Annotated in this window: 19 protein-coding genes; 16 read left to right on the forward strand and 3 right to left on the reverse strand. The window is 45.0% G+C overall.

Annotated features, from left to right (window positions below):
• Positions 1-5: 5 nt before the first annotated feature.
• Both AC50YO_RS01575 and AC50YO_RS01580 read left to right on the forward strand, forming a co-directional pair.
• Positions 6-539: a flavodoxin family protein gene (locus AC50YO_RS01575; RefSeq protein WP_494842413.1), complete on the forward strand. Its 534-nt coding sequence runs from the start codon at positions 6-8 to the stop codon at positions 537-539.
• Positions 540-790: 251 nt separating this feature from the next.
• Positions 791-1,768 (forward strand): LacI family DNA-binding transcriptional regulator, encoded by a 978-nt coding sequence (locus AC50YO_RS01580; protein ID WP_494842415.1) that lies wholly within the window; start codon positions 791-793, stop codon positions 1,766-1,768.
• A 106-nt stretch (positions 1,769-1,874) separates the two neighbouring features.
• On the opposite strand, the gene AC50YO_RS01585 is transcribed toward AC50YO_RS01580, so the two are convergent.
• Positions 1,875-3,818, reverse strand: a complete 1,944-nt coding sequence (locus tag AC50YO_RS01585) for a glycoside hydrolase family 19 protein (RefSeq protein ID WP_494842417.1) — start codon at positions 3,816-3,818, stop codon at positions 1,875-1,877.
• A gap of 264 nt (positions 3,819-4,082) precedes the next feature.
• Here AC50YO_RS01585 and AC50YO_RS01590 point away from each other — a divergent pair, with 264 nt between their 5' ends.
• The 9 genes from AC50YO_RS01590 to AC50YO_RS01630 all read left to right on the forward strand — a co-directional run bounded on the left by AC50YO_RS01590 (position 4,083) and on the right by AC50YO_RS01630 (position 15,122).
• Positions 4,083-5,615 (forward strand): FAD-dependent oxidoreductase, encoded by a 1,533-nt coding sequence (locus tag AC50YO_RS01590; RefSeq protein ID WP_494842419.1) that lies wholly within the window; start codon positions 4,083-4,085, stop codon positions 5,613-5,615.
• Positions 5,616-5,727: 112 nt separating this feature from the next.
• Positions 5,728-6,984 (forward strand): hypothetical protein, encoded by a 1,257-nt coding sequence (locus tag AC50YO_RS01595; RefSeq protein ID WP_494842421.1) that lies wholly within the window; start codon positions 5,728-5,730, stop codon positions 6,982-6,984.
• A 399-nt stretch (positions 6,985-7,383) separates the two neighbouring features.
• Positions 7,384-8,121 (forward strand): hypothetical protein, encoded by a 738-nt coding sequence (locus tag AC50YO_RS01600; RefSeq protein WP_494842423.1) that lies wholly within the window; start codon positions 7,384-7,386, stop codon positions 8,119-8,121.
• A 12-nt stretch (positions 8,122-8,133) separates the two neighbouring features.
• The gene (locus AC50YO_RS01605; RefSeq protein ID WP_494842425.1) at positions 8,134-9,822 is read left to right on the forward strand and encodes a vWA domain-containing protein; all 1,689 of its coding nucleotides are present in this window, start codon (positions 8,134-8,136) and stop codon (positions 9,820-9,822) included.
• Positions 9,823-9,843: 21 nt separating this feature from the next.
• A complete protein-coding gene (locus tag AC50YO_RS01610) occupies positions 9,844-10,983 on the forward strand; it encodes a toxic anion resistance protein (protein WP_494842428.1) in 1,140 nt (379 codons plus the stop codon).
• Between the two features lie 27 nt (positions 10,984-11,010).
• Positions 11,011-11,469 carry a ribosomal-processing cysteine protease Prp gene (locus AC50YO_RS01615; protein WP_494842430.1) on the forward strand — a complete coding sequence of 153 codons (459 nt, stop codon included), beginning with the start codon at positions 11,011-11,013 and terminating at the stop codon, positions 11,467-11,469.
• A 264-nt stretch (positions 11,470-11,733) separates the two neighbouring features.
• Positions 11,734-13,215: an N-acetylmuramoyl-L-alanine amidase family protein gene (locus tag AC50YO_RS01620; RefSeq protein WP_494842432.1), complete on the forward strand. Its 1,482-nt coding sequence runs from the start codon at positions 11,734-11,736 to the stop codon at positions 13,213-13,215.
• Positions 13,216-13,371: 156 nt separating this feature from the next.
• The gene (locus AC50YO_RS01625) at positions 13,372-14,460 is read left to right on the forward strand and encodes a tetratricopeptide repeat-containing glycosyltransferase (protein ID WP_494842434.1); all 1,089 of its coding nucleotides are present in this window, start codon (positions 13,372-13,374) and stop codon (positions 14,458-14,460) included.
• Positions 14,461-14,579: 119 nt separating this feature from the next.
• On the forward strand, positions 14,580-15,122 hold the full coding sequence (locus tag AC50YO_RS01630) for a hypothetical protein (RefSeq protein WP_494842436.1): 543 nt from the start codon (positions 14,580-14,582) through the stop codon (positions 15,120-15,122).
• 84 nt (positions 15,123-15,206) lie between these two features.
• Here the strand turns inward: AC50YO_RS01630 and AC50YO_RS01635 are convergent, their stop codons facing one another.
• Together AC50YO_RS01635 and AC50YO_RS01640 are read right to left on the reverse strand one after the other, a co-directional pair.
• Positions 15,207-16,466 carry a sensor histidine kinase gene (locus AC50YO_RS01635; RefSeq protein ID WP_494842438.1) on the reverse strand — a complete coding sequence of 420 codons (1,260 nt, stop codon included), beginning with the start codon at positions 16,464-16,466 and terminating at the stop codon, positions 15,207-15,209.
• The gene (locus tag AC50YO_RS01640) at positions 16,466-17,143 is read right to left on the reverse strand and encodes a response regulator transcription factor (protein WP_494842440.1); all 678 of its coding nucleotides are present in this window, start codon (positions 17,141-17,143) and stop codon (positions 16,466-16,468) included. The genes AC50YO_RS01635 and AC50YO_RS01640 overlap by 1 nt, the downstream gene beginning before the upstream one ends.
• 210 nt (positions 17,144-17,353) lie before the next feature.
• On the opposite strand from AC50YO_RS01640, the gene AC50YO_RS01645 reads away from it, so the two are divergent.
• The 5 genes from AC50YO_RS01645 (at position 17,354) to metE (ending at position 24,055) form a co-directional block, all read left to right on the forward strand.
• On the forward strand, positions 17,354-18,094 hold the full coding sequence (locus AC50YO_RS01645) for a polyphosphate polymerase domain-containing protein (protein WP_494842442.1): 741 nt from the start codon (positions 17,354-17,356) through the stop codon (positions 18,092-18,094).
• Positions 18,091-18,771: a DUF4956 domain-containing protein gene (locus AC50YO_RS01650; RefSeq protein ID WP_494842444.1), complete on the forward strand. Its 681-nt coding sequence runs from the start codon at positions 18,091-18,093 to the stop codon at positions 18,769-18,771. The genes AC50YO_RS01645 and AC50YO_RS01650 overlap by 4 nt, the downstream gene beginning before the upstream one ends.
• An 18-nt stretch (positions 18,772-18,789) precedes the next feature.
• Positions 18,790-20,553 (forward strand): carbohydrate-binding domain-containing protein, encoded by a 1,764-nt coding sequence (locus AC50YO_RS01655; RefSeq protein WP_494842446.1) that lies wholly within the window; start codon positions 18,790-18,792, stop codon positions 20,551-20,553.
• 194 nt (positions 20,554-20,747) lie between these two features.
• The gene (locus AC50YO_RS01660) at positions 20,748-21,659 is read left to right on the forward strand and encodes a LysR family transcriptional regulator (RefSeq protein WP_494842448.1); all 912 of its coding nucleotides are present in this window, start codon (positions 20,748-20,750) and stop codon (positions 21,657-21,659) included.
• 101 nt (positions 21,660-21,760) lie between these two features.
• Positions 21,761-24,055: a 5-methyltetrahydropteroyltriglutamate--homocysteine S-methyltransferase gene (gene metE, locus AC50YO_RS01665; RefSeq protein ID WP_494842450.1), complete on the forward strand. Its 2,295-nt coding sequence runs from the start codon at positions 21,761-21,763 to the stop codon at positions 24,053-24,055.
• The last annotated feature ends 436 nt before the right edge of the window (positions 24,056-24,491 follow it).

Raw genomic sequence — 24,491 nt, forward strand, 5'->3', positions numbered from 1 at the left:
GATGGATGGGAATTGCAGTGATCTATGGAAGCTCGCGCAGAAACGGAAACTCGGAGCAATTGGCCGACTTATTAGTAGAGGGGTTCGAGGCTGACAAAATTCATTTGGCTGATTATACAATCCAGCCTATTATAGATTATCGCCACTCGGAGAAAGAGGCGTATCCTGATGATGATTATCAACAGGTCATCGAGCGTGTTCTTGCACAGGATGTTCTCGTATTTACGACCCCTATCTACTGGTATGGAGCATCTGGGCTGACGAAAACATTTATTGATCGGTGGTCGCAGTCGTTAAGAGACAGACCGGATTTTCTGGAAAAATTAGCGGCCAAAACAGCGTGGGTGATTGGCATTGGCGATGATGTCACTCACCTGAAAGGAATTCCGCTCGTTCAGCAATTTCAATATATTTTTGAATATACGGGTACGAATTTCGCTGGCTATATATTAGGAACGGGCAATAAGCCTGGTGATATTTTGCAAGATTCCGCAGCTGTGGCAGCTGCAGAGGAAATTCGGAAGAAATGGCGTGCCTGATGAAATATTGATGGAATGTTAAGTAGCTTTGAATGGATCGCATGCTGAATCTGATCTGCTAATGCTGCCTCCCCTTTTTCGGGAGGTTTTTTGACGTTACAATAGGGAGACCGTCACGCCCATGCGGTTACGCCAGCCTGCCCGAATGCTCTTGCAAACCTAGTGTAATTTATGAAATGCATTTCAGGTCAAGCTTCTTTTTTGAAAAATAATCTTAAATGCTTTACTGTTATATAAAAGGCGGTGAAGGAATGGCGAACATCAAGCAGATTGCCCAATTGGCAGGCGTGTCCGTGTCTACGGTATCCCGAGTGCTTAATCAGCATGCCTATGTACGCGAGGACAAGCGAATAGCCGTTCTGGAAGCTGTTGAACAGCTGAACTATTCTCGCAATATGAATGCCATACACTTAATCAAGGGGAAGACCTCGATGATTGCAGTCATGCTGCCCTATATTAATCATCCTTATTTCTCAAGACTGATGGAGGGAATTTCAAGCGAGGCGCTGCGTCATAACTATCAATTGATTTTATGCCAGACGAACTATAGCCTCGACGAAGAACTAAAGGCGATGGACATGCTGAGAATGAAGCAGGTTGATGGGGTAATTATTTGCTCCAAGACGATGCCATGGGAGCAGATTGAACGGTACAGCGCCTATGGACCGATTGTGGTATGTGAAGAGACTGACACGAAGACAATAGCAGCTATATACCATGACCATTATAGTGGGTTCGAGCTCGGCTTCTCTTACTTAATTGAGAAGGGACATACTCGATTCGGCTACTGCCTTGGGAGGCCTGAGAGCGGAGGAAGCCTCAGAAGGCGACAGGCTTATGAGGCTATGGTCGCTTCTATTCAAGGAGAGGTGAGGGAGGAGTGGGTGTTTCCCCATTGCTATAGCATAGAGAATGGCGTTGCCGTCGTGGAGAAGCTTCTGATCATGAAGGAGCGTCCTACGGCACTGCTCGTGACAGGCGACCAAGTAGCTGCCGGCATTATGATGGAAGCGCGTCGTCATGGCATGGAAATACCTGAAGACCTTGCTATTATCAGCTTTGACAATCAACCTATCGCCCAGCTGCTAGGCCTTACGACGATAGATACCCGATTGTTCGAGATGGGGAATTCGGCGTTTCGTCTTGCCCATGATCATATTACAGATCAGAATAAGCCCGTAGAACAGCATAAGCTGTCCTTCCAATTGATTGAACGTTCTACCGTTTAATTGAAGTAAGAATAGAATGATGACGAATAACAAAAGAGGACGATACAAGCAGGAGCTATTACACGGCCCTTGCTTTGTATGTCCTCTTTGTTACTTCAGCCCGTTGCTAGAACTGGCCCATGCCAAGCGTATTTAATTTCTCGCCTGTAATGTTGACACCCATTTTGGTTGTAATGTCGCGATAATGGCCTACACGACGGCCTACACGAATGTCTGTCTCGTCCAGATTGCCTTCTTGAGCGCCATTAATGATCATAATGGTAATGCCAAACCCGGCAGGCGTTAATCCTTTGGCAATCTCTGCCGCTGATGGAACCCAGTTGCCAACCATAACATCATGAGCGGATGGCTTCGGCGGCTGCGGTGTCATCCAGAATAGGATAGCAGTCATGAAGCCTATTTTGCCGTCATTGGCAACTAGCTCTGGCTGTTGAAGCAACGTGTTCTTAGTTCCATAAAGAATACCGCTAATGAGTCCATAGTTGTAATTCCAGCTCAACTGCATCGGTCCGCGTCCATGATAGGATTTGCCTGCGACGGCAGGGAAGTCAGTATTGTTGGCCTGTACATATCCGATTGTACTCGAATTGATATACGATACTTCTTCATTCCAGTACAAGCCCCAGCTAAGCTCTCCGCCCGGAGCTGTCGGCCAGCCTCCGCCTGTTTCATGGGCGATATTGGCTAAAAAGGCAGCCAATTCGCGTTTGCGGTTAACGGCAGAGCCTTCTTTGATAAAGGAGCCAAAGTCAACGGTTTTGGAAATAATCGGGAGTGACGTATAGGAAGAGTTATTGAACTCTGCTGTTTGGAAAATAAGCGTCTCTGTCTTCGTCGATTTGTCTAAGCGGAAAATACGATTGTTCCAAGTATTGCCTTGGCGATATTCAAGCTTGTACTTGATATTAGCTACATCCGTTACAGCTGCAATGAGATTGTTATACGAATAGTAATCAGTTTGACCTGGCTTATAATAAGAGGTTCCAGCAGCTGCAGTATGCCATAGGGCAGAGCCAATGCGTCTTGGGAATAGGGCTTCGTATTCCGTTTGCGGCAAGGCGCTTTGTACAGCAGAAACGGCGTTGCTTGGAGAAAACTGTGGATCTATTCCGCCCCACAGCGAGGTAACTTGAGTATCCGTTAATACTCGGCTTTGCCCTACTGTAAGGTCGCCGCCGCCTGTATTATTGGATGAGGTAGTGACGTTAATGCTGGCACTTGCAGTCTGGTTGTTCGCTGCATCCTTGGCTTTCACGTAATAGGCATACTGCGTAGCTGCTGCCAGACCTGTATCCGTGTAAGTCAGTGTGGTTGCGCTAGCTGAGGAGCCAACGAGTGTTCCATTGCGGTAAATATCATAGCCGGTGACCGCAACGTTGTCTGTTGCAGCAGTCCAAGTCAAGGTAATCGTGCTGGAGGTTTTCGCAGTTGATGCAAGCTGCGTCGGAGCGGTAGGAGCGATGGTGTCGCTGCTTTGATTCGAGGAAGTGGTTACGTTAATGCTGGCACTTGCAGTCTGGTTGTTGGCTGCGTCTTTGGCTTTCACATAATAGGTATATTGCGTAGCTGCTGCTAGACCTGTATCCGTGTAAGTCAGTGTGGTTGCGCTAGTCGAGGAACCGACAAGTGTCCCATTGCGGTAAATATCATAGCCGGTGACCGCAACGTTGTCTGTTGCAGCAGTCCAGGTTAAGGTAATCGTGCTGGAGGTTTTCGCTGACGATGCCAGCTGTGTCGGAGCAGTAGGCGCAGTAGTGTCGCCACCTGTAGCTGGACCAACTAACAACCAAGGGGAGCCTGAATTCGAGCTAGGGATTTCACCCCGAGTCCACCATTTGGCCCGATAGATGTTGCCGTTGTAGCTAACCTCATTGCCAGCAACATACACTTGAGTGGATACCCAAGGAGCGACTGCTGCCAAAGCCTGCTGATTGCTAGAATTAGCTGAAATAGGTTTTGAAACCGCTTCCAAAGGTACGGTAACTAATAAAGCTGCTAATACAGTAATACTTACGCGCATAAGCTTCTTGTTTGTACGGGTGCGTTTCATAAATAACCTCCTTATTTAATGTGGAATGTACCATTTAGTATATTAATTAACAATTCTATTATCAATAGACATATTTCACTATATTCCTCAGACTAAAGACTCCTGTCCTTTCGATTATTTGGTCGTTTTTTGTCTGAATAAGAGATAAAAGCTTTCATTGTTGCAGAAGGGCGGATTTTCCAGATGCAGGTTTTTCCACATGAAAAGATTCAAATAGCCTTAATTTGGGAAATATAAGGGTATCATGGATAAAGGAGCTATAAGATGACAGAATCCAATTCCCTTCCGCAATATCCGGAATCCTATTGGCATGATTCAACAAGCCTGCCTGCTTACCCTGCGCTGGATCAAAGCATTGAAGTCGATGCTGCTGTAGTAGGCGGCGGAATTTCCGGTATTACGACGGCTTACCTGCTGGCTAAGGAAGGACTCAAGGTTACACTCATTGAAGCTGGACGCCTATTGAATGGTACGACGGGACATACCACCGCCAAAATTACATCGCAGCATGACTTGTTCTACGATGCCTTCATCCGAAGCGCCGGATTGGATCAAGCAGAGCTCTACTACCGGGCATCCAATGAGGCGTTAGCCTTCATCAAGCGTACCGTAGAGGAGCTGAATATCAGCTGCGGCTTTCAGGAGCAGGATGCGTATTTGTATACGAATTCTGACGAATATGTCGATAAGCTGCACAAGGAGCTGGACGCCTACAGCAAGCTTGGCATACCAAGCTCTTATGCGGAGCATATTCCACTTCCTGTTCCTCATAAAGCTGCCATTGTGATGCACAAGCAGGCTCAGTTTCATCCGCTTCAATACCTGCAGGTGCTTGTTGCACAATTCATTGAAGCAGGGGGAACCATCTACGAGCATACGACTGCAGTGGACGTTGAGCAGGGTGACCGTCCCATAGTCATGACTTTGAGCGGTCATACCGTTACCTGCAAGCATGTCGTTTCCTGTACCCATTTTCCTTTCTACGAAGCACTCGGGCTCTACTTCACCAGAATGCATGCCGACCGCTCCTATGTACTGGGAATTCGCTCAGCTGAAGCTTACCCGGGCGGCATGTATCTTAGTGCGGAAGAGCCTAAGCGTTCGATTCGTTCGGTTGAAACCTCAGATGGCGGACAACTGCTTCTAATCGGAGGACAGAGCCATAAGACGGGTCAGGGCATCTGCACGATTCGGCATTACGAGGAGCTGGAGCAGTACGCAAAGCAATATTTCAAGCCGGAGCTTATCGCCTACCGTTGGTCGGCACAGGATCTGATTACCGATGATAATCTGCCTTATATCGGGCATTTGACATCGGGTACTGGCAATATATTTGTCGCAACAGGGTTTCGCAAATGGGGGATGACGACGGGGACTGCATCGGCTCTTCTTATCCGTGATCATATTATGGAGCGTGACAATCCCTTCGCTCAGCTGTTCAGCCCTACGCGTGCAATTACTCTTGCAGGAGCAGGCAAAATCATTGCGGATACTGCGGATGTCGTTAAGCATCTGATTACTGGCAAGCTTGAGCTGATTCGCAAAAGGCTTGAAGATGTCGAACCCGACGAAGGCAGTGTGGTGACCGTAGCAGGCAAACGTGCTGGCGCTTATCGGGACAAGCAAGGCAAGCTCTATCTTGTCGATACGACCTGCACCCATATGGGCTGTGAAGTTGAATGGAACAATGGGGAGCGTACGTGGGATTGCCCTTGCCATGGCTCGCGATTCTCCATCACGGGTGAAGTGATGGAAGGCCCGGCAGAGAAACCGCTCAAAAAACTAAGCATGGATTGAAAAACAGAACGAAGAGGCTCATCTTGGCGAGTGATATAGACTGCCCTGAGAAGCCTCTATTTTCCTGTGTGCGAAAAATCTATTACCTGCAAATTCGAAGGAGTTGAGAGATTTGTTTAGAAGAATAAGCTTGTTTGCAATTATGATGGCTATGCTCATTCCCAATACGATATTCGCAGGCACTGCACCGCCTTTAGGCGAAGCAGCGTATAATTCAACTGGTTTTGGAACCTCCAGCTTAATACCTTCAAGCTCTACGAATATACAATTCACGCCCACTGGCGGCATGGTATTAGCCTCTAATTCACCTGAGACGGTACACGCTAATAAGGGGCAGGTAAACAAAACATTAGTAGTAGAAAATGTAACGGGACCTTTTCGTTTTTGGGGCTCGCATTATAATAATGCAGGACAAAACCTCAAATTCTGGCTATATTTCAAGAATGCATCCTCCAAGCCTATTAAATTAACTGTAGTAAAAGAAAATAGCCATGCGGATACATCGCTTAATAGGGCTGCCTATACTGCGACTCAAAATTTTATGCAAAATGGCACAACCTCCACTAGATCTTATACCATTCAACCAAACGATTATGTGGAATATTCGTATGCAACAGCAGCTTCTGGCCAGCAAATCGTCTATATCTCTGAATTTAATGTTCAATATGCAGACGGCTCTGGTCCTGCTGCGCTTAAAGTTTCACATGTGAACACAGAGGCAGCCAAAACAAGCTCAGCGCCGTATACAGTCAGCAGTATGAGCACGATTGCCCCAACAAACTATTGCTTCAAGCCTTCAATTTGCGGACCTGCTGGAGATAAATATACGGCTGATGATTACAGAGGGGTGTTGAGCAATTGGGGGAGAACGGCTACAGGAACGGATAAAATAAACCTCAATGTAAATTCGTTGGTTACGCAAAAATTATTGCTTGCCAATAACGGAGGATATAATGGAGAACAGCAAAAGCTATATTCATCCTGGGATGTGTACGGAAACCCGATCAGTAAACAAAATGCCAGGTTTTGCCCTGACGTGAGCGTAACAAGTGACCCGCAGGCCTATCGAACCGGATGTGCAAATCCGATTAGTCGCGAGGCCTTTTGGTTAACGGAATACACGATTGATTTTGCCTTAACTAATAATTCAGGCAAGCCTTATCTTAAAACCTTTTACGGATCGAATGGTTCAAATAAAGGCTACACAGCCTATTCGCTTAATGGAGCTACGACGAAAGTTGACCATTTTGATTCAGGGTATGCAACCTTAGTTACAGCAAATCAATCCTACCGTTTTCGAACGATGATACCACCTGTTGCATCTGTGCCCTTCGGAATATGGTTCTTCCCAACAACGGTTGCACCGTAGACCCCTGATAATGATTCCTTAGAATGCATAATGGAACTTATAAGCCTGATTGAAGCCGCTTTTTCATTGCGGCTTTTTTTTGTTGATTAATTCAGCATGGATGCAAGCTATGATTTTTTCTAAATCATTTAGTTCCCCGACATTGAGACATGTGGTACAATTTTCCTACCAGTGTGTCATTACGTGGAAAATCATACAGCATATAATGAGGATGTTTTCCGTTTACAGGTGATTACTTCTAATAGAGATAGAATATAGGTGTTTTCTAACTTTATAAGGCGATATTTACTTGGACGGGACTGGAAAATCTGCTGGCACCTATCCGGGAATACGGCGTACATATAATGCTGTGATGATGAGAACTGTGTATTCCTAATGGAGATAGAGGAGGCTCAACTATTGAGGGATATCAAGTACATAAAGCTTTTAGGAATAGTTTTGGCTGTGGTGGCTTTGAATATTGTCGTACTCTCGCCGGGATTTCTAGGCGTTGTAATTGGCGGCAGCGCTTTAGCAACAGCATTCGGGGTCACTTTGCTGTTTGCTAGTGCACTTGTTTTATTTTATGGGAGCTATGTTTTATTGTTCAAGCAGCCTGTTGCTGTGCCTGTTCAGCAAATCAGATCGCATGACGACTATGTGGAGGCTTTGACTCACTACAGGCGTGTGAAAGTGCTGGAAGGTGATATTACACTGGCGCTGGAACAGCTGGAGCGGATCGTAAAAAAGAAGGATACCCTATTGAATGTTCTCAATCAGAGATTCGACCAGGCAGAGCTAAGCTATAAAAAGTTCGCATCTGTCATTCATGAGGTCGACAAGCTATTCTACCTTAATATCAGAAGTATTCTAAACAGGCTTCATGTATTCGATGAGTCAGAGTTAGAGAAGGTGATGAATCAGAAGTTTGCCGCGTTCTCTCCAGCCCTTATTCAAGAAAAAACTAATGTCTATAATGAGTATCTTACTTTTATGAAAAACTCACTAGGAACGAATGAGGAAATTCTGTTGAAGCTGGATAAATTGATGCTGGAAATATCCCGCTTGGATAGCTTCGAGGCGGGGGATATTGAAAATATGCCTTGTATGCAGGAAATTGACTCCTTGATCAAGCAAACAAAATATTATAAACAGTAAGAGGTGCATAGAATGGCAAAGAAGAGTAAGTTTTTGATGCTGTCCGGTATTATTGTTTTCGTCGTATTCGGTCTTGTCTATTTGGGCGTAACCTTAACTTCCAACTTGGGGAAAACAAAATCACAGGTTGCTGTAGAAGACGCAAGCAAGCAATTAAGCAAGCTTTACTCGAATATTTCGATAACGACACAGACGCCGGTGAAGGGACAGATTGACCTTAATCCGATTGATGTTGCGGAGTCGCTGCCCGATATTTCCAAGTTCCAGATCACCGTCGAGAATACGACGGATAATTATGTGGAAATTTTTTCTTCTATTGAGAAAGCTGGTTCAGGTATTGACGGCTGGCTGACAGAGGTCGCGACTGAGTTCAATAAGGCTAATATTACTGTCAATGGGAAAAAAGCTTCCGTTAAGATTCGTAATATCGCTTCCGGTACAGCCACTGATTATATTAAATCTGGCAAATATGTCCCAGATGCGTTCACTCCTTCTAATGAGCTGTGGGGGGAAATGGTCAAGGCAAGCGGTGTGAAGACTGAGCTTATCTCGGATCGCCTCGTCGGGAATGTTCCTGGGATTGTAATCGCAAAGGCAAAATATGATGCTCTGGTAGATCAGTATGGCTCGGTAAATGTCAAGACCGTTACTGAAGCCATAGCGAATAATGAGTTTTCTATGGGATATACCGATCCCTTCGCCAGCTCTACAGGGCTGAACTTTCTTGTAACCGCACTTAATACGTTCGACAGCAAAAATATATTGGGTGACAAAGCCGTTCAAGGCTTTGAAAAGTTTCAAGCTAATGTTCCTTTCACTGCATCTACAACGATTCAAATGCGTGATGCAGCCAAATCCGGCATGCTTGACGGGTTTGTTCTGGAGTACCAGACCTTTGTAAATGCCCCGGATTTGAAGGACAGTTATGTATTCACTCCTTTTGGAGTAAGGCATGATAGTCCATTGTATGCGGTAGGGAATTTGCCTAAAGACAAGTTGGGTATTATTAAAAAGTTTGCTGAGTTTGTCGAGCAAGACAAATATCAGAAATCAGGTAAAGAAAAAGGCTTCAATCATTTGGATGAGTATAAGTCTGAGCTTGCCGTAGTGGAGGGCAGTCTGCTATCTTCTGCACAGAAGCTGTGGAAAGAGAAGAAGAATGTCAATAAGCCGATTGCGGCTGTGTTCGTGACCGATGTCTCCGGCAGTATGGCAGGCGAGCCTTTGAACCGCTTGAAAGAGTCCTTATTGAAAGGGCAAAAGTATCTCGGCAGAGATAATAGCATTGGCCTAGTCTCGTATTCAAGCGGCGTAACGATTAATCTTCCAATTGGAAAGTACAACACGAATCAGCAGTCTATGTTCGTAGGTACAGTGAACAGCCTTCAAGCAAGCGGGGGAACAGCAACTTTTGATGGTATCGTCGTAGCTTTGAAGATGCTTGAGGATGAGCTGGCGATTAACCCGAATGTGAAGCCTATTATATTCGTATTAAGTGATGGCGAGACGAATGAGGGCTATTCACTCAAGGATATTAAAGGAGTAATTGAAAATTATAAGGTTCCGATTTATACAATAGGCTATAACGCTAATATTAAGGCGCTGCAGAGCATTTCGAGCATTAATGAAGCGGCGAGCATAAACGCAGATACCGATGATGTTGTCTATAAAATTGGCAACTTGTTCAACGTTCAAATGTAATCTAAATCAAGGAGGATTAAGATGTCATTCACAATGGAAATACCAAGTCAGGATGAGATTAAAGTTGCAATAGAGGAGCAGGTTAAGCCTGTTCCTGAGGAAGTGGCGAAGCTTAAAGAGGTAGCGGATAATAATGTCGCTGCTATTATGGCATTAGATCTCGAATCGCTCGATAAGCGGAAAGAGATACTGCAATCTATCGATATTTTCGGCATGAATACAATGAAATTGTCTTCCGCTAAAAATGCTTTGCTGCAGGTGTCGGTAGGAAGCCTGTCCAAAACAGGAGATGAGGGCGGCCAAGTAGCCAAAGGTCTCACTGAACTTCATATTCAGCTGAAGGACCTGGACCCAAGTGTGATAGACTTTGCTAAGACTGGCTTTCTCGGCAAGCTGTTCAATCCGCTCCGTGCTTACTTCCTGAAGTATGAAAAAGCCGATGTAGTCATTGGTGATATCGTCGAATCTCTGGATAAGGGCAAGACGATTCTCAAGAACGATAATACGACTCTAGAGATTGAACAGCAAACACTCCGCGACTTGACCAAGAAGCTCCAGAAAGAAATTCAGCTTGGGGTATTAATGGATGAGTCAATCGAATCTCAGATCGAGGCGGCCAAGCTGCGCAGTGAAGATCCTGATAAGATCCGATTCATTACGGAAGAGGTACTGTTCCCGCTGCGCCAGCGGGTTATGGATCTGCAACAGATGCTTGTCGTTAACCAACAGGGAATTATGGCGATCGAAGTTGTATTCCGAAACAATAAGGAACTAATTCGCGGGGTAGATAGAGCCAAAAATGTTACGATTTCAGCGCTCAAAATTTCCGTGACAGTAGCAAGTGCACTTTACAATCAAAAGATTGTGTTGAAAAAGATAGAGCTCTTAAATCAGACGACCAATAACCTGATTTCCAGCACATCCCGAATGCTCAAGAGCCAAGGGGCGGAGATTCACCAGCAATCGCTTCAAGCCGGAATTTCGGTAGATACACTCAAGCAGGCGTTTACAGAAGTATTGTCTGCGATGGATTCAATCGGTACTTATAAGCAAGAAGCGCTGCCTAGAATGCGGGAAACTATTGATCAATTCCGGGCATTGGCTGACACGGGCGAGAAGCAAATTCAGCGTTTGGAAAAAGGGCATAGATTAAATTTATAAAAGCTAAGAGCAACTGGGAGAATATACATGATGAACAGAGATAACGAGCGCAATGACAGTCAGCCGTTCACAACAGATTCCTATAATAGAGACGAGAAGATTGCGTTCCAAAGAGCTATTTTAGATGAAGATGAAAGAGATGCCTTTGTTATAACTTTTTTTATCAATGCGAGTAATGATATTTATGGTTTTGTAGCTAAAGGGACAACAGGATTTGCGCAGTACGGTCTTGACATTATAGCCGCAGCTATATCAGCGCTATCTGTGAATGCCGTCCATTCTATAAGTAGCCTCACTAATGATAAGGCCGAAGTAGAAATGACTAAAAACTATGTAAAATGCTTGATCGATGGACGATGCAGTCGAGAAACGCAAATATTGTTGAGCTCTCTGAAGCTAGGGATGGAGACCATCCAAAATTCTTATGGTGAAAAATACGTCGCGATAGAAGAAATAAAAATAGAAGGCAACTATTTGGACTTTTAAAGTATTCCTGTAGGTTTCAAAGCAGTAATGTGCTTACACATTACTGCTTTTTTTATTACAGCTGCTTGTGCACAGCCTCTTAAAAAAATGATGAAAATAAGCTCAAAATATTTTTTTCCTTTTTGCAACAATTAAGGCTCAGAATCGTCTATTATTTGACAACTTATTACATGCTTTTCAAGCTTCTATTCATATTCTATTTATTACTGTCGAATAAGATAGTAAGACGACCTTTATCTAAGGAAAGGATGATACTTCTATATCATGAACAGATGGCGTGTACGCAGCAGCTTCCTACTCGTTTTTTTCTTGCTTTTATCTTTATTCTCCCCGCAAATCGGACATGCTGCTCCGCAGACAATGCTCTACCTGAATGGAAATCTGATTCCCTTAACAGAACCAATTACGCAAGTAAACAATTCAGTAATGGTTCCCATTCGGGTTGTCTCTGAGGAGCTGGGCTATAAGGTAGATTGGAGTCAGCAGAGCCGCACGATTACTATTCAGAATAGCAGTAATAAGCTGCTGCTCACGGTTGATAAGCAAGAAGCATTGGTTAATGATACGAATGTAACTATGGATGTGCCTGCCACAGTCAAGAAGGGCAAGACACTTGTACCGCTGCGTTTTATTGGAGAGAGCATGGGACTTACGGTAGTCTGGGATGCAAAGACAAACTCTGTAAAGCTAACAACTCCTACTACTCCTGCTGTTCCTAATGAGCAGACACCAGCATCTCCGGATGCTGCAATAAATAACATTGCCTATCAGGAAAATAAACTACATATTACATTGGATCGGCATACAGAGCCCAAAGTAACAACTGTTATTAATCCGGGCCGGATTGTAATTGACATTCCAAATTCAACGTTCGCACCAAGCTTCATGCAAACCTATGATTTGGGCTCTAAGGGGCAAGGTGAAATTGCTCTTGATAATGATGCTTTTGTTACAAAGATCCGTTTTTCTAAATTTAGTACATCGCCGAATACGACACGTTTTGTAATGGATATGAAGAGCAGCACAGAATATGAGGTCAGCAATGATGGTCAAGGTCTAATCACGATTACTCTGTTAGGATCAGCTCCTCAACCAGAATCACCGACCTTACCAACGATTCCTGGGGAACCAACCACGCCGATAGATCCGATGCTTCCAGTGAAGAGCTATGCCGTTATGCTAGATGCTGGACATGGTGGGCGAACTGGGTCGAGCAGTGTCCAGAACCGGTATGAGGATGAGTTCAATCTCGCCCTTACTTTGAAAATCGCTGAATTAGCAAAAAAAGAAAAGGGCTTCCATATTCTATTAACGAGAGATGCGGATGTTAAGCTCGCGACAAATCTGAGAGCGCCTATGGCGAATAGTGCCAAAGCAGATTTATTCATCTCGATTCATGGGAATACCTCAGCGGATCGAAGCCCGATCCCAGGAGGAACCGAGACACATTATACCCGCGATGAGAGCAGGGCCTTTGCAGACATCATGCATAAATATTTGATACAGGGGACGCAATTTAGAGATCGAGGCGTCAAGAAGACGAGCTTGGATGTAACACGCAGAACGGTGATGCCTGCGGTTCTGCTCGAAATTGGGTTTATAACGAACCCGGAGGAAGAAGCAAAGATGTACAGTGATGAATTTCAATGGCGCGTAGCCGAGCAAATTATTAAAGGCATTAAAGAGCAGCTAGGACTTCTTGCACCTGTTCCAGCATCAGTTAGCGTTGCTGCTAATCCGAAGTAATGGATTATATTCTCAAAAAGCATGCGAGGACTTGTCCTTGCATGCTTTTTAGTTTGTCATTATCAAGCTATATCAAAGCTGCGCCAATGAAGTGCTATTGCGTTGTCCAATCATGGTTCAATTGTTCTCCATATAATGGCTATGGAGGTGGCGCCGGTGATAACGATTAGTTTGTGCATGATTGTGAGAAACGAAGAGCGGGTGCTGGAGAGGTGCTTGCATTCTATTCAAGATATTGTGGATGAGATCATTATTATAGATACGGGTTCAACAGATAGCACCAAAGAAATTGCAGCTAAATATACGAATCAAATCTTTCATTTTGATTGGGAGGATGATTTTTCTACTGCGAGAAATTATTCTTTCACTTGCGCTTCGCAAGACTATATTTTATGGCTGGATGCGGATGATTGGCTGGAAGAAACGGATTTGGACAAATTCCGAATGCTCAAACAAACGTTAGATCCGGAGGTAGACTGTGTGTGCATGAATTACTATTTGGCTTTCGATTCTCTTGGACAGCCTGCAGCTGTTGTACAACGCAATCGGCTTGTGAAGCGCTCCAGACAATATCAATGGTGTGACCCGGTGCATGAATATTTAGCAGTGGAGGGTATCATCTGCTTTGCTGATATAGCAGTGTATCATGGACGCGTGCATAGGAATACGGAACGCAATCTGCGAATTTATGAACGGATGCTTGAGCGGAATGCGACTCTCTCCAAAAGGCAACTATTCCATTATGCAATGGAGCTTTCTGCTAACGGTTATTATGGCAAAGCGATTGAAATCTATGTGGCCAGCATGGCTGATCCGACAAGTTATTTTGAAGAAAAATTAGAAGCATGCCAACGAATCGCTCATTGCTATCATGAGCTTGGGGATAAGGAGATGGAGCTGCACTATCTAGTAGAAGCATTTAACTGCGATATTCCACGTCCCGATTACGCTTGCCGAATCGCTTACTATTTCCAAGAAAACAAAGATTTTGATAAAGCTGTTCATTGGTATCAATGGGCGCTGAAGCTGGAGCTGCCGGCCAATCGGGTGTTCAGCATCAATAAAGCGGTATCGTCTGGATTTATCCATCTGCAGCTTACTTATTGCTATGGCAAGCTGGGGCAGTTAGAGCAAGCCTATGCACATAACGAAATGGCGCTTTCCTATGCGCCAGAGGATTCTAATCTTTTATCTAACAAGCAGTTACTAGAATCGAGGCTAGGCAGAAAAAACGAAAATGGTTAGACAAAGCCTTATCGTATCTCGTCCAGGCAAATACCGTCTCTATTAATACGAGCTTTTCATATAATACATGGCTATCGAAATTTACGTATAAGCAGGTTAACAAGGAGGAATGATCAAGCATGACTATTAAGAGAGCAGGGGTGAAGAAGCCTGTCAGCAAACAGTCCATTTGCCGAAAGCCCGTCCGTAAGAAGATCTGCAAAACGATTATTTGCAAACCGATTCCCAAAAAGAGGTGTGGAGTTAAAAAGTTTAGAAAGTCAGCGTTTATAGCGATTTCTGGAATAGACCAGACTTTGACGGATGGCGTGTTTAGCAAGGTTCAATATCAGGTTGAAGAATTGGATCTTAATAATGAATATAATTCGGCGACATCGACATTTAGGCCAAAGCAAAATGGTGTGTACTCTCTTGTAGCGAGTGCTGCCTTTGAGACGATTACGCTTACGCCAGTTACTTTTGATTTGCAGATTAGAGTAAATGGAGTCCCGAGAATATTAGACCAAGAGAACTTTACCCCTAGAACGGGCATTATTGATGCTGCTGGAATTGTACAATTGAGAGCGCGTGATCGAGTAGAGGTATTCGCTAGAGCTACTGGGGAGAATGGAGATATTCAAAGCGGAGTTGCTACCCGGTTTGAAGGCGCTAGAATTAATTAAGTGTTCGGTGCTGCAATTGGGATGGATGAAACAAAGCCGATCGCGCTGCTGCGATCGGCTTTTACAATGTCTACACGTTAAACTTTAAGGAAGCTGGACATAGAACGAAGTGGTCTCATTAAGCACACTTTTTACATAGAGATGCCCTTTATGCTGCTGGACAATGGACTTTGCGATGGCTAGGCCGAGGCCATAGCCGCCATGCTTGCGAGAACGAGAAGCATCTGCACGGTAAAAGCGGTCGAAGATTCGTTCCAGATGCTCGGCAGGAATGCCTTCACCTGTATTAGTCACGGTCAGTAGAGTCTCATTATATTGTTTCGCAAGCTTCAAGGTGATTGTTCCTGTAGGATTGACGTATTTGATCGCATTATCCAGCAGGATTATGACGACTTGCTTGATTTGTTCGCCATTGCCGCGCAGATTTATGTCAGGCTCGATCTCATATTGCAAAGTCAGATTTTTCTCGTAAATAACGGCTTCCATCGTGAGAATAACCCCTTCAACTGCCTCACTCACATTAAAGGTTGAGAAGAGCATGCTTACTCTGGAATCGTCCATTTCAGTTAAGTAGAGAAGATCATTGGTTAGTGTTCTCATTCTTTCCGTCTCAGATTGAATGCGCTGCAGCCATTTCAGATGGTCTTGAATTTTGTCCTCGGGATTGGATAACAGGACATCGGCATTCGTGTTGATGACGGAGAGAGGGGTCTTCAATTCATGGGAAGCATCAGCTATAAACTGCTTCTGTTTATTGAAGGCCTCTTTCACAGGCGCGATGGAGCGATTAGCGAAATAACGGCTCGTAAAGTAGATCACGATGAGCATGACTAGCCCAACGATTGTGAATGTATATATGAGATTGGTAATGATTTTTTGCTGGGCGGTAACATCGAGATAGACGATGGAATAGCCAGCAGCTTTTTTCTCGATACTATATGCCCACCTGTTCCCATCGAGGTTGAATTGTCCACGATTCGACTCGTTGGAAGCGGTCTTAGCTAAGGCAAGCTCATAGAAATCGGCATCCATATCGAAGCGCGAATTCGTGTTCATAAGCGCCCCTTGCTCATCTGTCTGCAATAAAAAGGATACCGACCGTTCCGGTGGAGGATTGAATTCGTCTCTAGAGCCTTGTGGGTGATTCTCTGTGTCAGGTCGAGATTCTCCTATATTCCGATCGGGCTTGTGATAGAATTCTGACATTCGATTCAGATCTCTATTAATATCATTGCGCACGTTCTGATAGGTTATCGTATAGATCGAAGCGAAGGCAATGAGCATTATTAAGGAGATGATGACTAGATTAACGATTAGAAAACGATTGCGCAGCTGATTGAACATCAGATTGTCGCCTCCAATAGATATCCGACGCCTCGAATCGTAGTGATACGAACAGAGGAATGCAAGAACAATAGCTTTTTTCTTAAAAAGGAGACATATACCTCTACGTTATTATGCTCAACCTCCGAATCGAATCCCCATAGCTTCTCGATAATCTGTTCTTTGGAAGTCACTGCGCTTTTTCTTGAAATCAGCAATTCTAAGAGCTCACTTTCCTTGAGGATCAGCTTAAGTTCTTTCCCTTTGCATGCCAGCTTAAGATTTCCTGAAATTAATTCGATATCTCCGAACTTAAGCGTATCCTCCGGGATGACCTCTCCCTTGCGTCGTAACACCGCTCTTATTCTGGCGAGCAGCTCCCCCGAAGAGAAAGGCTTGGCTACATAGTCATCTGCGCCGTAATCGAGCCCAATGATCTTATCCGTTATTTCTCCCTTGGCGGTGAGCAATATAATGGGCGTGGAAACTCCCTTGCTTCTAATTGTCTTCAATAAAGTGATTCCGTCCATCTCTGGCAGCATGATATCGAGCAATAAGAGATCATATATGCCGCTTAAGGCATTATCCAGCCCGGATTGCCCATCATGAACGAAATCGACAGAGTAATGATGCTTTTTGAGTACTTGGGTTAATGCCTCGGCTAGATGAACTTCATCCTCTACAATTAAGATTCTCATCAGCGCTCCCCCTTTTCTAGTTAGAATAATCGCACTGTGTCCCTATTATAAAGCGGGAACCTTTAATCAAGCTTAATTGCTTCATTCAAGCTTCCGCAAGAAAAAAGATTGATCGGGCTGCGAGGGCATTTAAGATTCGTTAAAGGTTGCCGTTCTAAGATACAGTCATGGAAGCGACGAGTAATCGCTGATAAGAAAGGAGAATAACCGATGGCAATCGAGGTATTCAATCGCTATGAGAATAAGTACTTAATGGATAGTAAGGCCTTCTACGAGATTTATAATAGACTACTTGCGTATATGGAGCCTGATGAATACAACAAGCACAATAACTTCTATTCCATCTGCAACATCTATTACGACACCAAGCATGATACATTGATCCGCAATAGTCTCGCAAAGCCTAAATACAGAGAAAAGCTACGAATAAGAGCCTATGGAATTCCAGAGCATGACGCTAAGGTGTACTTGGAACTGAAGAAAAAGGTGTTTGGCCTTGTGAACAAAAGAAGAACCGCACTAAAACTAAGCGAGGCTTATGATTTCGTTAGAACGGGAGAAGAGCCGCTATTCAGGGAGGGAATGAACAAGCAGGTCATTCATGAGATTCAGTACTTCTTGCAGCGATACGAGCTAGAGCCCAAGGTATATCTGGCCTATGACAGAATTGCATTGTTTTGCAAAAATAACAGGGACCTGCGAATTACGTTCGATACGAATATTCGATCGAGAAGGTACGAGGTCAAGCTCGAAAGCGGCGATTATGGCGAGCAGCTTCTCGATCGCGGGCAGTGGCTTATGGAAGTGAAGGCAGAAAAGACGATTCCGATCTGGCTATCTAGAATGCTGTCGGAACTCGGGATGTTTCGGACAAGCTTCTCCAAGTACGGCAACGAATATAAGAAAATGCTCATGCATGACAAAGCAGAGGGAGAGAAATTAAGCTTATGATTGATTCTATTCTAACTTCAGCGACGACCAGCGCCGAATTAACGTTAACGGATGCCTTGCTAACTATTTTTGTAGCAATCGCTTTAGGAGCGATTATCAGCTTTACTTATATGAAAACGCAGGTCGGCTATACACAAAATTTCGCATTAACGATGATCGTCCTGCCTGCCATTGTAGCTATTATCATACTATTAATCGGCAGCAATATCGCAAGAGCCTTTAGTCTGGCAGGAGCTTTCTCGATCATTCGGTTCCGAAGCGCGCCGGGCGATCCGAAGGATATTGCATTCGTCTTATTCACGATGGCGGCAGGGCTTGCCTGCGGCGTGGGATCATTCGGCTACGCGGTCCTATTTACGGTCATTTTGTGTGCATTGATGTTCTTCTTGAAGGTTATCCATTTCGGAGCGAAAAAAGTGACACAAAAAATGCTGAAAATAACGATACCGGAAAATCTGGCCTACGAAGAGGCCTTCCACGAGATTTTTCAACAATTCCAGATTGATTATGAGCTGAGAAAGGTCAGAACGACAGAGCTTGGAAGCTTGTACGAGCTGGTATACGCGATTACTACCTGCGATCTCACCAATCAGAAGGAGTTTCTGGATGCGATCAGATGCAGGAACGGGAATATGGATATTACTTTAACGATGAGTCCGACTGTGTCGGACTACTAGATACGAGAGGGATGATAAATGATGAAACGTTGGAGAGATAAAGGAATAACGATCATTCTAGCCAGTCTTATAATGGTAGCGGCGTGCAGCAATAACGAGACAGCTCCCACAGAAGAATCATTAGCGGCAGCCAATTCAGCCATTACGACTTCCTCAGGCGAACAAGTAACGAGCATGGACTTAATTCAGGAGGTTGAGTATGACGAGGATGACTATTATGAGGAGTGGGACAAGGAGAATACGATTGCAATAAACTTGAATCAATCAGGGGCAAGCTTAGAAGGCTCAGGTGTGGAGGTGAAGGACAGCACGATTACGATTACATCAGCCGGAACTTATGTTGTGAGTGGTAAGCTGGAGGAAGGGCAAATCGTAATAGATGTGCCAAATAAAGAAACCGTTCGCTTAATATTAAACGGAATGGAGCTTCATAATAGTACTTCTTCGTCGATCTACGTCAAGGAGGCAGGCAAGGCGATCATTAGCCTGCAGGAAGGAACGGAGAATATAATTACAGACGGAGTAACTTACGAATTCCCTGATGAAGCAACGGATGAGCCTAATGCAGCTATTTTTAGCAAAGACGATATGACAATCAATGGTACTGGCAAGCTCATCGTTGAAGGTAACTTTAACAACGGGATTACGAGCAAGGATAAGCTGAAAATAACAGGGGGGACTTTAGATATTCAGGCTATGGATGACGGTCTCATGGGACGTGATCTAGTAGCTGTCCAAGCGGGGGATATTACTATCGAATCAGGTGGACATGGTGTCAAGACGACGAACGATACAGCAGGCTCCGAAGGGCTCATCGCGATTAAGGAAGGTACCTTGACAATTAATGCAGTGGAAGACTCGCTGCATAGCAGCGGCGGCATTCATATCGCTGGAGGGGATATAGCGATCACTGCCGGCGACGATGGCATTCACGCAGAATTATGGATCGCAATTGCGGGCGGTAAGATTGATATTGCCAAGAGCAATGAGGGGATAGAAGCCCCGGCGATTCTGATCGGTGACGGCACCATTCATGTAGTTGCCAGCGACGATGGAGTAAATGCTGCAGCCGGTACTGACACCGAAGCAGCAGCAGGGCAGGAAGAGGCGCGAGGGGAAGGCCCAAGTGGTGCTTCTTCTACCAACAAGCTTACGATTAGCGGCGGATATTTAAGTGTGGATGCGCAAGGTGATGGGTTAGATGCCAATGGTTCAATTGTAATGACAGGTGGAACTGTAATCGTCAATGGGCCAACTGGCAACAACAATGGAGCACTAGATTATGATGGCACCTTCGAGATGACGGGCGGACTCCTTGTGGCTGCGGGAAGCTCGGGAATGACGCAAGCCACCTCCGAGCAATCGACCCAAGCCGGCATACTTATGACTTATTCGCAGACACAGCAAGCAGGCACGATGCTGCATCTGGAGGATAGCGATGGTAAATCTATCATTTCCTTCACACCGTCGAAAAACTATCAATCCGTCTTTGTCAGCACGCCGGATTTGAAGAAGGATGCCACGTATACGCTTTATGCAGGAGGGACGTCCAGCGGTACGGAAACTAACGGCCTGTACACTGGCGGCCTTTATCAGAACGGGACGAAAGTCATTCAGTTCGAAGCATCGAGCATCGTAACCTGGTTATCCGAATCCGGAGTGACCGAGGCACGAAGTGGCAACAGAGGCGGTGGCGGTCCCGGAGGCATGCCAGGAAAAGGCGGCGGTGGAGGCGGTATGCCGCCTCAAGGTGGAGAACGACCAGAAAAGAGACAACAATAAATCGATTTAAATGTGTAACAGAGGGCTGCTGCTTGGCAGTCCTCTATTTACGTTTCTGCTAAACCAGCACACAAGTCATTTCATGATGAGCGATCCTATATCATAACCCGATACTTGCATGAATTCATGTATAATGTAAGAAGCAATAAGCTGCCAAATAGTAAGTCTAACGAGGGTTAGAGAGGAGTATTTCATTGACTCTACAACAATTAAAATATGTAATTGAAGTTGCCAATCGCGGCTCTATTAATGAGGCTGCCAAACGATTGTTTATTTCTCAGCCTAGCCTATCCAATGCGATTAAGGATCTGGAAGACGAAATGCAGTTTGCGATTTTTGAACGATCAAATAAAGGAATCTCCCTTTCCAAAGAGGGGATCGAATTTCTAAGCTATGCCCGGCAAATCGTCGAGCAGGCAGAATTGCTGGAAAGCCGTTATCTGAATGCCAAGCCCTCACCGCAGCATTTTTCGGTATCGACTCAGCATTATGCTTTTGCGGTGAATGCCTTTGTCAATCTGGTTCAGGAATATGGACAGGATGAATATGAGCTAACCTTACGCGAGACCAAAACCTATGAAATTATCGAGGATGTCAAAACGCTGCGGAGCGAAATAGGCATATTATATTTGAACGAGTTTAACGGCAAGGTCATCAACAAGCTGCTCAAAAGCGCAAATTTGCAATTCGTCAGCTTATTTACGGCTAAGCCGCACATCTTCATCAGCATAAAAAATCCTTTGGCAGCTCAATCCATCGTAACTATTGATCAGCTGCAAAATTATCCTTACCTCTCGTTCGATCAAGGGGAATATAATTCTTTTCACTTCTCAGAAGAAATACTCAGCACCTTGCTGCACAAAAAGAGCATTCGTGTGAATGACAGGGCCACGCTGTTTAATTTATTGATCGGCTTGAACGGATACACCATATCAACAGGAATTTTAAGCTCTGACTTGAACGGCAATGAAATTATTCCTGTACCTCTAGATTGTGAGGAAACGATTAATGTAGGGTGGATTTCTCATCGAAATACGTCGCTATCCAAGCTCGGAGAGGCCTATATCGAGGCGCTTATGCGAGCAATAGCCCCTCAAAAGCACTGATATAGCTTTTGGCTATAGCTGGATATAGTTTAATTCAGTTATGCTATATCTAGCTATTCATGATATCTTTCTTGTAACAATTTGTATAGGAGTGTTGCGAGATGGTAAAGAGCAGTGTATTGGGGTATCCACGTATTGGTGCGGATCGCGAATGGAAGAAAGCACTTGAAGCATTCTGGGCAGGCAAGCTTGAGGAATCTGAGTTTCAAAGCCGTTTGCAGGAGATTCGCCTTAGCCATTTGCGCAAGCAGCAGGAGAAAGGAATCGACCTCATCGCAGTCAATGACTTCAGCTATTATGACCACATTCTTGATACAGCCGCTATGTTCGGCATTATCCCGAAACGCTTTGCGTATGAGGGCGGCGCTGTACCTTTGTCGGTATACTATGGTATCGCTCGCGGCACAAAGGATGCAGCTGCAAGTGAAATGACGAAGTGGTTCAATACAAACTATCACTATATCGTACCTGAGCTTGATGGAGCAGCACCAGTAGTGACAGAGAATAAACCGCTTATTGCTTATCGTGAAGCTAAGGAAAAGCTCGGAATAGCAGGCAAGCCTGTTATCGTAGGGCCGTTAACCTTCCTGAAGCTGTCTAAAGGCTACGCTGCATCAGAGTTTGATGCTTGGCTGCAACGCTTACTTCCACTCTATGTTCAGATCCTTCAGGAGCTAGCACAAGAAGGAGTAGAGTGGGTACAAATAGATGAACCGATTGTGGTAACGAAGCTAAGTGAAGCGGATATTCAGCGATTAAACACGATCTATGAGACGTTTGCAACAGCAGTGCCTAATCTGAATATCATGCTGCAAACCTATTTTGAATCCGTAGACAACTATAATGATATTGTGAAGCTGCCTGTTAAAGGAATCGGCCTTGATTTCGTACATGGCTTGTCCGGTAATCTACAAGCAATTAAACAAGAAGGCTTTCCTGCCGACAAAGTATTGGGCGCAGGTATCGTAGATGGCCGTGGAATTTGGAAGGCTTCCCTACGTGATAAACTGGCTTTATTAGAAGAGTTGGCCGAGCACGTGGCAACTGACCGACTACTTGTACAGACTTCATGCAGCCTGCTTCATGTTCCCGTTACGGTAGCTAATGAAGCCAAGCTCTCAACAGAGCTAAAAGGTGCTCTTGCCTTTGCCGATGAGAAGCTGGACGAGCTTGTTTTTCTGGCAAAAGCAATTTCTTCCTATAAAGGGGATGCTGAGTTCACAGCAGAATTGGAACAATGCGAGAATGCCCTTCAAGCTCTTAGACAATCCAGTGAGCTCAACCGTAATGATGTTCAGCAAGCTGTTGCTTCTATTAGTGTACAGCAGCCAGTTCGCAGCCTGCCATTCGCAGAGCGCCATATTGCACAACAGAACAAATGGCAATTGCCGCTGTTCCCGACGACGACAATCGGCAGCTTCCCGCAATCCGCAGAGGTGCGCAAAAGCCGTCAGCTATGGCGTAAAGGCGAATGGAATAATGAGCAATATGCCAGCTACATCCGTGATCAGATTGATATCTGGATTAAGCTGCAAGAGGAGATTGGGCTGGATGTCCTCGTACATGGCGAATTTGAAAGAACCGATATGGTTGAATTTTTTGGCGAGAAGCTTGCAGGCTTCGCGTTCACACAATATGGCTGGGTGCAGTCTTACGGCTCTCGCTGTGTGAAACCGCCTATTATATTCGGAGATGTAGCCTTCGAGGAAGCGATGACTGTCGAGGAAACGAAATATGCGCAATCGAAGACGAATCGTCCTGTGAAAGGCATGCTGACTGGTCCGATCACGATCATGAACTGGTCCTTCGTCCGTGAGGATATTACGCGTGAGCAGATTGCTTACCAATTGGCTTATGCTCTTAGACAAGAGGTTGAGGCATTAGAGCAAGCAGGAATCGGAATGATTCAGGTGGATGAGCCAGCAGTACGCGAAGGTCTGCCACTTAAGGAAAAGGATCAAGCAGAATACCTGGACTGGGCTGTTAAAGCATTCCGTATGACGACTTGCACCGTGTCGGAGACGACACAAATTCATACCCATATGTGTTATTGCGAATTCCATGACATGATTGATTCCATTGAAGCAATGGATGCCGATGTTATTTCAATTGAGACATCCCGCAGCCATGGCGAGCTGATTCATAGCTTTGAATTAAACACGTACAAGCTCGGTATCGGTTTAGGCGTGTATGATATCCATAGTCCACGCGTTCCACAGGTAGAGGAAATGACGAGCATGATCGAACGTGCCTTGCATGTGCTTGATCCTAGACTATTCTGGATCAACCCAGACTGCGGATTGAAGACGCGTGGATACGAAGAAACAATCGCTTCCTTGCGCAACATGGTAGAAGCGACAGAGATCGCTCGTGCCAAGCATTCCGTAAACGTATAAGCTTATATACTTTTCATATGAACAAAGAACCCGTGCTTTAAGTACGGGTTCTTTGTTTTGCTAATGGAGAGTAAAGAAGAGTGAAGTAAGTTGCATTGTGGAGTAGTTGATGCAGAGGCAAGTGCAGAACACGAGATTTAAACGCCGACTTGTGACGTAGCACCGCGTGCCGTGATGGCCGCGCACGCCGGGCGGGGTGCCCTGACCGCGCGGAAAGTCGATATGAGGCAAGCTCACAAAAGTGTGAGGAAAAGCATCTATAATTGTGGCGTTAAGGGAAGCAAAGCGGAATGTATGAGGCGAAACTCATTCGTCAGGAGGCTGGGCTCCTGAGATATGAGGCTAGCCTCATACAATGCTTGTTATGTTGGATAAGCAGGTCGTATGGATGAGGATAGCCTCACAGAAGAGTGAGGTAGTCGCGGCGCTCTCGGTT

The organism is Paenibacillus sp. J22P59 (assembly GCF_059383895.1).

Coding starts and splice junctions, on each gene's coding strand:
- AC50YO_RS01575 (WP_494842413.1), top strand. CDS start 6: ATGGGAATTGCAGTGATCTATGGAAGCTCGCGCAGAAACGGAAACTCG.
- AC50YO_RS01580 (WP_494842415.1), top strand. CDS start 791: ATGGCGAACATCAAGCAGATTGCCCAATTGGCAGGCGTGTCCGTGTCT.
- AC50YO_RS01585 (WP_494842417.1), bottom strand. CDS start 3,818: ATGAAACGCACCCGTACAAACAAGAAGCTTATGCGCGTAAGTATTACT.
- AC50YO_RS01590 (WP_494842419.1), top strand. CDS start 4,083: ATGACAGAATCCAATTCCCTTCCGCAATATCCGGAATCCTATTGGCAT.
- AC50YO_RS01605 (WP_494842425.1), top strand. CDS start 8,134: ATGGCAAAGAAGAGTAAGTTTTTGATGCTGTCCGGTATTATTGTTTTC.
- AC50YO_RS01610 (WP_494842428.1), top strand. CDS start 9,844: ATGTCATTCACAATGGAAATACCAAGTCAGGATGAGATTAAAGTTGCA.
- AC50YO_RS01615 (WP_494842430.1), top strand. CDS start 11,011: ATGATGAACAGAGATAACGAGCGCAATGACAGTCAGCCGTTCACAACA.
- AC50YO_RS01620 (WP_494842432.1), top strand. CDS start 11,734: ATGAACAGATGGCGTGTACGCAGCAGCTTCCTACTCGTTTTTTTCTTG.
- AC50YO_RS01630 (WP_494842436.1), top strand. CDS start 14,580: ATGACTATTAAGAGAGCAGGGGTGAAGAAGCCTGTCAGCAAACAGTCC.
- AC50YO_RS01635 (WP_494842438.1), bottom strand. CDS start 16,466: ATGTTCAATCAGCTGCGCAATCGTTTTCTAATCGTTAATCTAGTCATC.
- AC50YO_RS01640 (WP_494842440.1), bottom strand. CDS start 17,143: ATGAGAATCTTAATTGTAGAGGATGAAGTTCATCTAGCCGAGGCATTA.
- AC50YO_RS01645 (WP_494842442.1), top strand. CDS start 17,354: ATGGCAATCGAGGTATTCAATCGCTATGAGAATAAGTACTTAATGGAT.
- AC50YO_RS01650 (WP_494842444.1), top strand. CDS start 18,091: ATGATTGATTCTATTCTAACTTCAGCGACGACCAGCGCCGAATTAACG.
- AC50YO_RS01655 (WP_494842446.1), top strand. CDS start 18,790: ATGATGAAACGTTGGAGAGATAAAGGAATAACGATCATTCTAGCCAGT.
- metE (WP_494842450.1), top strand. CDS start 21,761: ATGGTAAAGAGCAGTGTATTGGGGTATCCACGTATTGGTGCGGATCGC.